Consider the following 13,807-nt stretch of genomic DNA (forward strand, 5'->3'; position numbering starts at 1 on the left):
GTGGTAGACATCAAAATTTATAACGCATTGCATGCGTTTAAAACCAGAAGACCCAATAAAATTAAAAACGAGTTTTTAATTTTATTGGGTCTTCTGGTTTTGCCTTCGGCTATAAATTTTGATGTCGGGATGAGAGGATTTGAACCTCCGATCTCTCGCCCCCCAGACGAGCACTTTAACCGGACTAAGCTACATCCCGAATATTGCAAAAAGGCAAATATAGAATTTTATTTGAACTTTTAATTTATTTTGATTTGATAACTTTTGCTATCTGAATATCATAGAATATATCTTCATTAGGTTCTACCTGATTAACAAGCCCTTCACTTCCGTATGCTTCTTTGGCAGGAATTTTAATCATTAATCTATCTCCTTCTCTACCAAAATGCAGTGCCTTGTAAAGTCCAGGTACAATGTTGCCATCTCCCATGATTAATTTAAATGGCTTTCCACGCATATAATTATTATCATAACGAGGTTTACGCTCACTACTAACCCAATAATTTAAATGTACTTCGTCTTTAAAACCTATAGAATCTCCGGGTTCGTCTAATTCATCATATTTCCATATTTGGATATCATCTACAACCTTAGTAGGTTCGAATCTTTCTATAATGCGGAGTGAAATGATATTATTAGCATTAGGAGGCACAAGCCCTTTAATTCCTTTCTCTCCTCTAGCATAAGCAGCCGGTAAAAAGATATCAACATCATCACCTACTTTTAACTCCTGTAGTGCAATATCCCATCCTTTCGTTTGCTGATTCCATCCTACTAAATAAGGAATAGACTTCTTTTTAACCAGATGATTTCCATCGAATACTGTCCCGTCTTCTAACTTTGCACGATAATCAATCTTTATCATTTCACCTTTTTTAAGTTTGGGCCCACTACCCTTCTTAAAATAAGTGATTCTTATTCCATTTTGGAGTGTAAGTGTATCACTAGGCTCTTCTTTAATCTTTACCTTTTCCGAACTATCATTTTCTAATTCGTTAGCATTAGTATCCTTTAGACTTTTTGTCGTATCTAACTGCTTGTCTATATCTGTTTTGTTTTCTACAGACCCAGAATCAACGCCTTTAAGTTCACAACTATAAAGAAATAATAATGCGAATACGCAATAACTAAATTTTATCATTATCAATAAATTTTTACAAGCTCTAAATCAATCAACAATACTTCAATAGGTGGGATTTTTCTAAAATCCCCGAGCAGTCCATGCCCTAAATGACTGGGAATAATCATTTTGGCTTTATCTCCTTCAGACATATACTTAATCCCTTCCATGACACCTGATTCAATATCGGATTTATCTACCTTAAAATTACTCAATTCGTTTTCTGATGTACTGTATAACAATGAATCGTTTAAAAGTCTTATTTCAAAACGAACATCCACAATATCATTTTCTTTCGCTTCAACACCTTCAACATCTTCGTAAATCCATAATCGTAAACCTGAACCTGTTTCAATCACATCCCAATGTTCACGGAGTTTCAGATATGACTTAATTTTAAGATTCTCATCAAAACTCAATCTTTTATTTAATTCGGAAGATTGTTCTTTTGTCCAAATCGGTTTATCAACTGCTTTATTTGATTCAGATTGACAAGAAAAAAGCAGATAGAAAGAAATAATTAAAACAATAGATGGTCTCAATACTTTAATCATATTCTGGTAATACATTTTTAATTTTTTGGATCGCTTCTGCTAGCGTACCATTCCATTTTCCTCCAGAAGCATTAGCATGCCCACCTCCTTCGAAGTGAGTTGCGGCCATTACATTAACTGGATTGTTCTCTCCTTTCGAACGAAAAGAAATCTTAATTATTCCATCCTCTTTTAAAAAAATTGATCTTTTGATTCCATTTATAGATAAACCTACATTTACCAAACCTTCGGTATCACCTTTAACATAGTTATACTTCTTGAGTTCTGCTTGAGTCAAAGAGATTATAGCAGTTTGAGAATCGGGGATAATTTCTAACTTTTCATTAATTGCATAACTTCGTAAACGAAGTTTATCTAATGTATTGGTATCAAAAACAGCTTCATGTATTTTATATGGTTTCACACCATATTTCATTAGCAATGCAATTACCTCATGCGTATGAGAAGTAACGCTAGAAAACCTAAAAGATCCTGTATCTGTCATTATCCCAGTATATATGGCTTCTCCAATATTTTCATCTAACAATTGCTCATCGTTCATACACAATATAAAGTCTGCTATCAATTGTGCAGTTGAACAAGATGCTGGGTCAGAAAAATTGATATCAAATTCATCACTTGGATGTAAATGATGATCAATCATAATTTTTTCTGCTTTGGAATTCTCAACTACTTTGCTCATTCCTCCGATCCTATTCAAGGTGTTAAAGTCCAAACAAAAAATCACATCAGCTTCTTCTAGCTTTGCTTTAACAGCATCAGGTGTTTGCTCATAGTTGATGATTGTTTCTGTCCCCTTCATCCAATCTAAAAAGTATGGATGCGGATCTGGGTGACATATTGTAACATTGATTTTTTTCTTTTTAAGATAATGGTATAATGCCACAGAACTACCTATAGAGTCACCATCGGGTGATTTGTGAGCTGTAATAACAAAGTTCTTTTTTTCTAGAAAAAGGTTTTGAACTTGAGTCAGTTTTGACTCAGTAAATATCTGCATATAGAGAAATTAATTGAGACCGAATTTAGAAGCTTTTTTTGCTTCTACTAAAATTGCTGCACATTGAACCAAATTTGATTTTTCACCGCCTTTTATTTCCACCTTAATTGTTAATCGGCGGGTGCGTTCTGATAGAAAAATTGCTTCATCATCAGAAGATTGACTATCATACAAAACTACCTCTTTTGCTCTGTAAGATGTTCTACCATTCTCTTGTGACTTTTCGATTTGCTTACCAATTACTTTAAAATCCACATTATCCTCAGAAAAATCTTCAACTCCTGCAGCAGCACTAATGCGGTATTTAATGCCTCCTTGAATAATAAACCTCATTTCATACGTTTCTCCTGGTCGAAGTTTTCCAGATTTTGATTGTGAATTTTCACCCCAGTCGTTCTTTGTGTCAACTGAAATGACCTTACTAGCTGAAGGACATTGAGCATTTGTAATACCCGAAGAAAATACACTTAATAAAACTGTTAATGCTATTGTTTTAATGTTTGTCATCATGATAATTTTTTAGGAAACAATTGAATTTCTGATTTCGAAAACTGTTGATTTCATTTTAGTGAAAGTTGATTCGTCAAATACACAAGATAATCCGCCGTTAAGCATTACCGTTCCTTCTTTTTCTTCAATTTCAAGATTTGATTCTTGACAATCCATATCCTCATAAACTGAATTTATTTGATTTAGTTGAGCTAAAACATTCGTGACTCCGTCATTTTGATCATAATTTTTGATGAATCCAATTAGATTTTCAAGTACATAACGTTGATCAATGATATATTCTTCTATTTCATAATGCTTATCATATTCTTCAGCAGTGTTGAATAAAATATACATAGTTTCAATCCAAGAACCAGCCAAAATCATAGACAATTCAGCTCCTTTCTCATTTTCTATGAGCTGATCATAAATTGAAATATAATTTTCAGAAGAAATTTCATAGAGTCTTTCGTCGTCTGCTCCTACGTTTTCTATTTCCTCTATTAATTCTTCTCCGTAAATCTTAGTTATATCAATATTTTGTCCCAGCTTATCTAAAGAAGATAAATAATCTAAGAATACCTTCTTCCCTTGTTCATATCTCAAAAGATAAGCAGCATCAGAGAGGTAAACTCCGAAATTCAAGGCTTGTTTTTCTATTGTTGTGTAGTTATTAACAGCAGAAAGAGGATTAACGATTTCCTTTTTTACTTCTTCACTTAATGAACGCAATAAATCGTATTGATCATTTGGTGATGGAATAGCATAAACAATTTCGTTCTTAGGCGTATCTTCCTCTGAGGTCACTGTAACATCCTCTTTTGAAACGTCTTTCAACTTTTCTTGTTCTGTATTACAAGAAGTCAAAGCGAAAAAAATAACAGCTGATGAATATATGTATTTTTTAAACATTAGTTAAAATTTAAATTTTTATCAAACTTAGTTAAATTTAAAAATAAACTCTAAAAAAACAATTTATTTCTTTGAAATTAAATCGATTCCATTGAATTCTTGTTGCATTTTAGCTTTCAATTCATCACTTATTGTAGTTAGTGGAAGTCGGACTGTTTCCTCTCCCAATCCGAGTAACTGAAGACAGTATTTTATACCTGAAGGATTTCCCTCTTTAAATAAACTTTCCGTGATTGCTAATAAATCGAAATGATGTTTCCTTGCCAAACTTAAATCCCCATTATTAACTGAACGAATCATAGTTGAAAATTCAGCAGGAAAAGCATTAGCAACAACTGAAATTACTCCATGTCCTCCCATTGCGACTATCGGCATGGTTAAGGCATCTTCTCCTGATAAAACCACAAAGTTTTCCGGAACAGATTTAAGAAGTTCCATCACTTGATTAATATCTCCTGATGCTTCTTTAACACCTATTATATTATTGATTTGCGCGAGTTCTAGAATCGTAGTCACCGACATATTACTCCCTGTTCTTCCTGGAACATTGTATAAAATAATTGGTTTTTGAGCTACTTCTGCTATAGCTTTAAAATGAGCCACAATTCCTCTTTGACTGGGTTTATTATAATGTGGTGAAGCACTTAAAAAAGCATCAATTCCTTTGTGATTAAAGCCAGAGATTGATTCTACTAACGCAGCAGTATTGTTATCAGCCAAACCTAAAACGATTGGGATTTCTCCATTCACTTCTTCAACAACTGTATTCAGTACCTGTTCTTTTTCCTGGTTATTTAAAGTTGCTGTTTCACCTGTTGTACCTTGCACAACAAGAAAGTCCACATTGTTAATGATATGATACTTTACAAGCTTTCGTAAATTGTCTACATCTACACTTCCATCTTTTTTGAAAGGTGTAACCAAAGCAACACCTGTCCCTTTTATTTCCATTAATTTTTAATTTTATGTAAATAATTATTTGTTTTTTCAAAAAACTCTTCTGTTGTGCCAGCTTCTATAGCAATTGCCAAGTTGTTAAATGACAAATCAGATAAGTTTATTCCCACACTAATCAATCGTGAGTTTTTTATGATTTTTTTAAGTATACTTCCAGACCCTTCAACGTTAATAATTAAATAATTAACGTCTTTTTCCTGAAGAATCTGTTTAAGCATTGTATTTCTTAACTTTCCAAATAAAGAAAAGTCTTTTGAAGTCAGATAAATATTTTTTTGAGGACAATCTTCAAACGAGTGTTTTTTATCATGGGTGTAAAATACATAATCAATTCTAGAGAACCCTAAAACTTTACGTTCAACAATAGACTCAATGTCTCGCATTGTTTTTTTATCAATCCACTCAGAAACTATAACAATCCCCTTCTCCATTCAACTTTCTATTAATGACTTAAACTCTTCTTCATTCAAAACATCAATTCCTAATTTATTGGCCTTTTCTAATTTTGCTGGTCCCATATTCTCACCGGCAACAACAAAAGACGTTTTAGAAGAGATACTTCCTACGTTTTTACCTCCATGCTGCTCAATTACCTCTTTCAGCTCCTTTCTTGAGAATTGGTGAAAAACTCCAGAAACCACTATTGATTTTCCTTTTAATTTATCACTTGCCAAAACTTTCTCTTCAATTTCAAATTGCAGTCCTGCTGATTTTAATTTTGAAACTATTTCTATATTTTCAGGTTGTTTAAAATGCTCAATAACAGCAATTGCAATTTTTTCTCCTACTTCATCAATGGCAATTAACTCATCATAACTAGCACCAACAATCGCGTCTATATTTTTGAGTGCTTTCGCAATTTTTTTGCAACAGTTTCTCCAACATACCGAATACCTAGAGCAAATAAAACACGTTCAAAAGGAACATTTTTCGACTTTTTTAGACCTGCCAGCAAGTTATTAGCTGATTTGTCTCCCATTCGTTCTAAAGATGTAATTTGATCGAAAGTTAAACCATACAAATCTGCGCTATTTTTAATCAGTTTTTCATTGAACAACTGCTCAACAGTTTCTGATCCAATACCATCGATATCCATTGCTTTTCTCGAAATAAAATGGATTATTTTTCCAGTTATTTGAGGCGGACATCCCAATTCGTTAGGACAATAATGATGTGCCTCTCCATCAAATCGTTTCAGCGGTGTTTTACACTGAGGGCAAACTTCAATGAACTCAATTTTTTTGGCATTGTCTTTACGACACGACAAGTCTACTCCAACAATTTTCGGTATTATTTCACCTCCTTTTTCTACGTAAACTGTATCAAATTCATGTAAACCCAACTTTTCAATTTGATCTTGATTGTGAAGCGAAGCTCTTTGGACAATTGTTCCCCCCAAAGCAACAGGAGAAAGGTTAGCTACCGGTGTTACCGCACCTGTTCTCCCAACTTGATAGGTCACCTTTTCTAATTTTGCACTTGCTTGTTCGGTTTGAAACTTATAAGCTATAGCCCATCGTGGAGATTTAGCCGTGCTACCTAACTCTTCTTGTTGCGCGTAGCTATTCACTTTTATAACTACTCCGTCTATTTCTAAAGGCAAGTCTACACGATGTTCATCCCAAAAATGAATAAAGTCCATTATCCCCTCAATAGAATCTGTTTTTAGTATGTATTTATTATCTACATCGGGTGTTTTAAATCCCCAACGATTTGCTTTTAAAACAGAATCATAATGCGTTTCCGCTGGTAGGTCTTTACCAAAAACACCATACAAATAGCAATCTAATCCTCGATCAGCAACAACTTTTGAATCTTGCAACTTTAAAGTCCCAGAAGCTGAGTTTCTGGGGTTTGCAAATAACTCCTCACCTTGTTCTTCACGTTTTTTGTTGATTGCATTGAAGGTTGATAAAGGAAAAAATATTTCACCTCGAATTTCAAAGTATTCTGGAAAATCACCTTTTAATTGTAAGGGTATCGTTCGAATGGTTTTAACATTTGTAGAAACATCCTCTCCCTGTGAACCATCTCCACGCGTAACTGCCTGAAGAAATTTACCATTTTCGTAACGAACTCCAATAGCAACACCATCGTATTTCAATTCACAAACATATTCTACCTTTCCAGCGACTAACTTTTTAACTCTATTTTCCCAATCTACAATCTCTTCTTCTGAATAGGTATTGGAAAGAGATAACATTGGATATTCGTGAGCAACCGTTTGAAACTTCTTTGTTATATCACCTCCTACTCTTTTCGTTGGACTATTTTCATCTGCTAAATCAGGAAATTGATCTTCCAATTCCTGAAGCTCTTTCAAACGCTTATCATATTCAAAATCAGAAACTTCAGAAATATTCTCCACATAATATTTATGATTATAGTGATTTAATTCCCGAGAGAGATTTTCAATTCTTTGAAGTGCTTCTGCTTTTTTCATCATTTATAATTGTGCGTGAATCATTCTTTCTTTGTCTTGCAAATCTTTCTTTACTTCTATCTTTGAAAATCCTAGCTTTTGTAACGTAGACTTAACCAACTGCGCTAAATTTTCATGTACTTCAAAATATAAACTCCCACCATCATTCAAATGATTTTTGGCATAAATACCAATTGCTTTGTAAAAAATCAACGGATTTTCGTTAGGAACAAACAAAGCTGTTTTAGGCTCATGTTGAATCACATTGTCTTGCATTTCTGTTTCTTCCTCAATTGGTATGTAAGGTGGATTAGAAACAATTACGTCCCATTTTTTTGAAGAAAAGGAAGACAAATTCATTGCATTTGCAAATTTAAAAGACACATCAAGGTTTAGGTTTTCTGCATTTTCATTTGCTAAATCGAGCGCATGCTGAATCACATCAACACCTGTAACTCTGCTATTTTCCAAGTTAGCTTTTAAAGCTAAAGCTATACAACCAGATCCTGTTCCTACATCTAAAATGTTAATATTTGTATCCTTCCATTTTTTAAGGATCCAATCTACAAGCTCTTCAGTTTCTGGTCTTGGAATAAGAGCTCTAGGATCAGATTTTATTTCTAATCCATAAAAATGAGAGGCTCCCAATACATATTGCACCGGTGTACCGTTATTAATTTCTGTAATGACCGTTGAAACACGATTTTTAATATTCTCTGGAACCTGTTCATTTTTATTCAATATCAATTCAGAACCATCATAAGACATATAATCCATCATAAACAACTTCCCGATTTGTTTTTTTTCTCTATTTGAAAAATCATCATTCAATTCAGTATTGAATTTTAAAAGCATTTGGCCAACTGTATTCATATCAAATATCATTTGTGCAAAAGTAGTAATAAATAAAGGAGCTTAACCACTAAAATTATCACAAATTAACTCTAAGTTTGTAACCATATTAATTTTGTATAATAGTTGAGTATGGATAACAAAACATTGGAGCAATATGCTTCACAAACCAGAAGAGATATAGTAAGAATGGTAGCAGCCGTTAATTCAGGTCACCCTGGAGGTTCACTCGGATGTGCTGATTTTTTTACCGTTATGTATCATAAAATAATGAAACATAATCCAGAAAAATTTACCATAGACGGACAAAATGAAGATTTATTTTTCTTATCTAATGGTCATATTTCTCCAGTTTGGTACAGCACACTTGCCAGAGCAAAATACTTTCCTGTATCAGAATTAGCTACTTTCAGAAAATTAAATTCACGATTGCAAGGTCATCCAAGTATAGATCACAACCTTCCAGGTATTAGAGCTGCTTCCGGTTCACTTGGTCAAGGTTTATCTATGGCTATTGGAGCAGCTGAAACAAAAAAATTGAACAATGATGATCGTTTTGTTTATGCTTTAATGGGTGATGGAGAATTGCAAGAAGGACAAATTTGGGAAGCAGCAATGTATGCGGCTGCAAATAAGGTGGACAATTTAATTGCAACCGTAGACTACAACGGACGTCAAATTGACGGAGATGTAGAAGATGTCTTATCTTTGGGTAATCTAAAAGATAAATGGCAAGCTTTTGGATGGGAAACTTTAGAGGTTGACGGTCACGACATGCAAGCATTAATTGATGTTTTTGAAAAAGCACAATCATTATCAGGTAAAGGAAAACCAATTATTGTTTTAATGAAAACTGAAATGGGACAAGGCGTTGACTATATGATGGGGACACACAAATGGCATGGAGCCGCTCCAAATTCAGAACAATTAGAAAGTGCATTAAATCAATTAGAGGAAACACTTGGAGATTATTAAACAATAAGGAAAAAGAATTTATTCGTGAAAAAAATACTTTTCATACTTTTTATTGGATTGGCTAGTTTTAGCTATTCTCAGGAGGAGTACACACGTATTTTATTTATTTTGGATGCTTCCAATTCCATGAATAAAAAATGGGGAAATGAATCTCGATTTATAACTGCAAAAAGAATATTATCAAATGCTGTTGATAGCTTAAAAAATATTCCAAACGTTGAAATCGGCCTGCGGGTATATGGTCATCAATCTCCTGTTACAGCAACTTATCAAGACTGTGCTGATACAAAACTCGAAGTACCATTTGGTAAAAACAACCACCAAGCAATTCTTAACAAAATAAAAACCATTCGGGCCAAAGGTACTACACCAATTGCACGATCGCTTGAACAAGCAGCAAGCGATTTTCCGGATCGAAAGGCAAGAAACATAATTATTCTTATTACAGATGGAATTGAAGCGTGTGATGACGAACCTTGTGTTATTGCTGATAAATTAAGAGAGAAAGGAATTACAATTAGTCCATTTGTCATAGGATTAGGACTAGATATGTCTTATTTATCACATTTTGACTGTTATGGAAATTACAAATCGGCAGAAGACCCGATGGCTTTTGAAGCTGTATTAAAAAATGTTGTAAATAAAGCTTTAGTTAACACCACTGTTCAAATAAACTTGAACACCATCAATGGAAGACCACTCGAAACAGATGTATCTATGTTGCTCTATGCGTCAGGAACTAAAGATTTAAAACATGCCTACACCCATACATTAAACAAGGTTGACCTTCCTGATACTCTTGTTTTAGATCCGAGTATAAAATATGATATACTCGTTAAAACCCTGCCTCCTGTTGAAAAGAGAAATATATCTTTAAAACGAAACATACACAACACCATAAACATTGACGCACCACAAGGTATTTTAAAGTTTGAATTTTTACAACCTACAAAATACAGCTTTGTTGATGTACGGATAATGGAGAAAGGAAAATCTAAAACACTAAATACTCAGAAATTTTCTGAACCTCAAAATTATATTGTTGGTCAATATGATGTTGAAATCCTTACACTTCCTCGCAGATACAAAACTGTTGATGTTCATCAGAGTTCTACAAATACCGTTTCAATTCCAGCACCCGGCATCTTAAACTTATCGAGTTATAAAATTGTCACTGGACAAATATTTGAAATCAAAGGTAAAAATGAGCTTGAATGGGTGTGTGATCTTGATGAAAATACTACCCGTAATAAATTCATTCTTCAACCAGGTAATTACAAAATAATTTACCGTCAAAAAGAATTAAAAGAAACCACCTATACTAAATCAAAAGAATTTAATATTTACTCAAATAAATCATTAACGATAAATTTATAATGGAAAAGGAAATAAAAATATTAGGAAAACAAGATACGCGTTCAGGATTTGGAGAGGGTTTACATGAATTAGGAAAATCTCATCCCAATGTTGTGGCTTTGTGTGCAGATTTAACTGGTTCTTTAAAAATGAATGCTTTTGAAAATGATTTTCCAGATCGTTTTTTTCAAGTAGGAATTTCTGAAGCAAATATGATCAGTATGGCAGCAGGAATGACCATTGGAGGTAAGGTTCCATTTACTGGAACTTTCGCTAACTTTTCTACAGGAAGAGTTTACGACCAAATTCGTCAGTCGGTAGCTTATTCTGATAAAAACGTAAAAATTTGTGCATCACACGCTGGATTAACTTTAGGTGAAGATGGCGCAACGCATCAAATCTTAGAAGATATCGGAATGATGAAAATGATGCCTAATATGACCGTTATTGTTCCTGCAGATTTTAACCAAACAAAACAAGCAACGAAAGCCATTGCAGACCTAGACAGTCCTGTTTATCTTCGTTTTGGTCGGCCAAAAGTGCCTATTTTTATTGCTGATGATGCAGAATTTGTAATCGGAAAAGCGGATACCATTTTTGAAGGTAAAGATGTTTCGATTATTGCATGTGGACACATGGTTTACAAATCCATTGAAGCTGCACAAGAATTAGCGAAAGAAGGAATTGATGCTGAAGTAATTAACATGCATACAATTAAACCTTTAGATGAAAAAGCGATTTTAGAAACAGCTAAAAAAACAGGTTGTATAGTTACCGCAGAAGAACATATGATTAATGGCGGTTTGGGTGATGCGGTTGCACAAGTTTTGAGCAGAAACAATCCGACGCCACAAGAATATGTTGGGGTTAATGATACTTTCGGAGAAAGTGGAACGCCAGATGAGTTGATGACAAAATACAACATAGACACAGCGGACGTTATTAAAGCAGCTAAGAAAGCAATCGCTAGAAAATAATATCTTAAAAATTCCCTGTGGAGATTTTTCACGGGGATTTTTTATCTCCTTCACTCCTATTTCATTCGTTTAATTTTTTTCAACTATTCACTTTTTTTTATGGAGAAAAAATCTTCAATTGCAGAAAAATTCAAAAGCATTCAAGGACAAACCAGTCCATTTCCTTTTTTAATCGAAGTTGATTATGCAAAAGGAAGTTACCTCTACGATAAAACTGGAAAGGCTTATTTAGATATGATAGCAGGCGTGGCGGTAAACAATATTGGTCACAACCATCCAGAAGTTGTAAAAGCCCTAAAAGCACAAATTGACCGACACTTGCATGTTATGGTTTATGGAGAATTTATTCAAGATGCTCCACTAGAAATGGCTGAACGTTTAACAGCAATGCTTCCCTCCTCTTTGAACGCTGTTTATGCCGTAAATTCTGGAACAGAAGCCAATGAAGCTGCAATAAAACTAGCCAAACGAGTAACCGGGAGAAGAGAAATCATTTCTTGCTACGGCGCTTATCATGGAAGTACAAACGGAAGCTTGAGTCTTTCAAGTAAAGAAATTAAGAAAAAGCCATTTGAACCGCTTTTGCCAGAAGTTAATTTCATTCACCATAATATTATTGAAGATTTAAGTAAAATTACAGAGAAAACGGCGGGTGTTTTTCTTGAAACAATACAAGGTGACGCTGGAGTTCGACAAGCAACAACTGAATACCTTACAGCGCTTAGAAAAAGATGCGATGAAACTGGAACCCTATTAATTTTCGATGAAATTCAATGTGGTATGGGACGTTCAGGAAAGCATTTCGCTTTTGAACATTCAGGAATTGTTCCCGATATTCTGACACTTGGAAAGGCCTTGGGCGGAGGAATGCCAATTGGAGCTTTGGTGAGTAGTCAAGAAAATCTTGATTTATTTAGTCATGATCCAATGTTGGGGCACATTACAACATTTGGTGGACATCCGGTAGTTTGTGCAGCAGCTGCGGCTGGATTAAAAGTTTTGTCAGAAATTGACTACGAAGAAGTAGATAGAATTGGTCAATTTATTGAAGACGAACTACTCAATTTTAAAATTGTTAAGGAAATTAGACGTGTAGGAATGATGTTCGCCATTGATATGGAAGATGCCGAAATCGTGAATCAAATTGTTTTAAAATGCCTCGAAAAAGGAATGCTGTCGTTTTGGTTTTTATCTCATCCAGAAAGTTTTAGATTAAGTCCTCCATTAACATTAAGTTGGGATGAAGCGAAAGAAGCGGTTGATATTTTGCGAGCAGCTTTTGGGGAATGTTTGATTAATTATGAATGATGAACGATGAATTATGTACTTTGTACTTCCCTAAATAGCGTTGACCGTTTTGGTAATATTCATCATTTACTCCAATTAGATAATTATTGTCTGTCTTATTTTAAAAGAGAGAACAGCATTCTGCATACATTTTTTTCCTAAACAAATAAAACAACTACCTCAACATTTTCAAATCATGAACAAGAATAGCGTTTCGCTCTAAGTGAATTAAGCCTTCCTGCTTCAATTCATTGAGTATGGTAGTTACCTTTTGCCTAGATATACCTGTCATATTCGCAATTTCTTGATGTGTTAAATTGTGCTTGATTAAAGTTTCGTAGCCAATAGGTCGGCCGATGTCAACTGCTAATTCATTTAAGAAATCAATGATAATTTGTTTCGACTTTTTCAGCATTATTGAGCTCAACCGATTATCAACTTTTCTGAACGTGTTTACCGTTTTCTGATATAATAATTGGAAAATTTGTGGATGCTGATTGCATAATTTCTTGAAAAAGTCGAGTGAAACAGCAGCTACGATCGTTTCCTTATCCATTGCTTTGGCTGCACTTTCGAAATGATTAGCCTCCTTTACATCTACAAGCGCATATTCTCCCCAGAAATCTCCAGCATACAGAATACGCTTGATACTTGTTTTTCCATTTTTAAAGGAGTTTAATATTTTTACTCGTCCTTGGAGTACAAAATAAACACGGTCATTGGTTTGCTCATTATCAAAAAGATAATTATTTTTCTTTAAAGTCAGAATTTCAAGATTATTTAAAACTTTGTCTTTACTGTTTGCTGGCAAGTTTTCAAACAAACTAATTTCGTTATAAAAATGAGTTTTTTCTGTATTGTTTAGCATTTTAAATCACTTTGATTACACACGTTTGTAATGTTCTG

General features: G+C 34.0%; 13 protein-coding genes, 1 tRNA gene and 1 pseudogene. 4 read left to right on the forward strand and 11 right to left on the reverse strand.

Annotation, left to right across the window (positions count from 1 at the left end; all coding sequences use genetic code 11):
• Nucleotides 1–124: 124 nt before the first annotated feature.
• From CW751_RS11310 to prmC, 10 genes and pseudogenes are all read right to left on the reverse strand, one after another.
• Nucleotides 125–199 (reverse strand) — tRNA-Pro (locus tag CW751_RS11310).
• Between the two features lie 45 nt (nt 200–244).
• Nucleotides 245–1,141, reverse strand: a complete 897-nt coding sequence (locus CW751_RS11315) for an FKBP-type peptidyl-prolyl cis-trans isomerase (RefSeq protein WP_101335146.1) — start codon at nt 1,139–1,141, stop codon at nt 245–247.
• A gap of 2 nt (nt 1,142–1,143) precedes the next feature.
• Nucleotides 1,144–1,674 (reverse strand): FKBP-type peptidyl-prolyl cis-trans isomerase, encoded by a 531-nt coding sequence (locus CW751_RS11320; protein ID WP_165779295.1) that lies wholly within the window; start codon nt 1,672–1,674, stop codon nt 1,144–1,146.
• Complete coding sequence (locus CW751_RS11325; RefSeq protein ID WP_101335148.1) at nt 1,667–2,674, reverse strand: DHH family phosphoesterase; 1,008 nt, start codon at nt 2,672–2,674, stop codon at nt 1,667–1,669. The genes CW751_RS11320 and CW751_RS11325 overlap by 8 nt, the downstream gene beginning before the upstream one ends.
• A 9-nt stretch (nt 2,675–2,683) precedes the next feature.
• A complete protein-coding gene (locus CW751_RS11330; protein ID WP_101335149.1) occupies nt 2,684–3,184 on the reverse strand; it encodes a hypothetical protein in 501 nt (166 codons plus the stop codon).
• Between the two features lie 9 nt (nt 3,185–3,193).
• Nucleotides 3,194–4,075 (reverse strand): hypothetical protein, encoded by an 882-nt coding sequence (locus tag CW751_RS11335; RefSeq protein ID WP_101335150.1) that lies wholly within the window; start codon nt 4,073–4,075, stop codon nt 3,194–3,196.
• Between the two features lie 63 nt (nt 4,076–4,138).
• Nucleotides 4,139–5,026, reverse strand: a complete 888-nt coding sequence (gene dapA / locus CW751_RS11340) for a 4-hydroxy-tetrahydrodipicolinate synthase (protein WP_101335151.1) — start codon at nt 5,024–5,026, stop codon at nt 4,139–4,141.
• Nucleotides 5,026–5,463 (reverse strand): DUF6913 domain-containing protein, encoded by a 438-nt coding sequence (locus tag CW751_RS11345; RefSeq protein ID WP_101335152.1) that lies wholly within the window; start codon nt 5,461–5,463, stop codon nt 5,026–5,028. The genes dapA and CW751_RS11345 overlap by 1 nt, the downstream gene beginning before the upstream one ends.
• Nucleotides 5,464–7,475, reverse strand: a pseudogene (gene ligA / locus CW751_RS11350) (NAD-dependent DNA ligase LigA). It abuts the gene before it with no gap.
• Nucleotides 7,476–7,478: 3 nt separating this feature from the next.
• A complete protein-coding gene (gene prmC, locus CW751_RS11355) occupies nt 7,479–8,327 on the reverse strand; it encodes a peptide chain release factor N(5)-glutamine methyltransferase (RefSeq protein WP_165779296.1) in 849 nt (282 codons plus the stop codon).
• A 111-nt stretch (nt 8,328–8,438) separates the two neighbouring features.
• Between prmC and CW751_RS11360 the strand changes: the two genes are divergently transcribed.
• The 4 genes from CW751_RS11360 to CW751_RS11375 all read left to right on the forward strand — a co-directional run bounded on the left by CW751_RS11360 (nt 8,439) and on the right by CW751_RS11375 (nt 12,922).
• On the forward strand, nt 8,439–9,281 hold the full coding sequence (locus CW751_RS11360; protein ID WP_101335154.1) for a transketolase: 843 nt from the start codon (nt 8,439–8,441) through the stop codon (nt 9,279–9,281).
• A gap of 24 nt (nt 9,282–9,305) precedes the next feature.
• Entirely contained in the window at nt 9,306–10,658 is a 1,353-nt protein-coding gene (locus tag CW751_RS11365; protein ID WP_133122205.1) for a vWA domain-containing protein, read from the forward strand.
• Nucleotides 10,658–11,614, forward strand: coding sequence for a transketolase family protein (locus tag CW751_RS11370; protein WP_101335156.1), 957 nt, complete (start codon nt 10,658–10,660; stop codon nt 11,612–11,614). Before CW751_RS11365 ends, CW751_RS11370 begins: the two co-directional genes overlap by 1 nt.
• A 99-nt stretch (nt 11,615–11,713) precedes the next feature.
• Nucleotides 11,714–12,922 carry an aspartate aminotransferase family protein gene (locus CW751_RS11375; RefSeq protein WP_101335157.1) on the forward strand — a complete coding sequence of 403 codons (1,209 nt, stop codon included), beginning with the start codon at nt 11,714–11,716 and terminating at the stop codon, nt 12,920–12,922.
• A gap of 154 nt (nt 12,923–13,076) precedes the next feature.
• On the opposite strand, the gene CW751_RS11380 is transcribed toward CW751_RS11375, so the two are convergent.
• Nucleotides 13,077–13,769, reverse strand: a complete 693-nt coding sequence (locus CW751_RS11380) for a Crp/Fnr family transcriptional regulator (RefSeq protein WP_101335158.1) — start codon at nt 13,767–13,769, stop codon at nt 13,077–13,079.
• Between the last annotated feature and the right edge of the window lie 38 nt (nt 13,770–13,807).

Source organism: Brumimicrobium salinarum, from assembly GCF_002844555.1.
Taxonomy (GTDB): domain Bacteria; phylum Bacteroidota; class Bacteroidia; order Flavobacteriales_D; family Crocinitomicaceae; genus Brumimicrobium; species Brumimicrobium salinarum.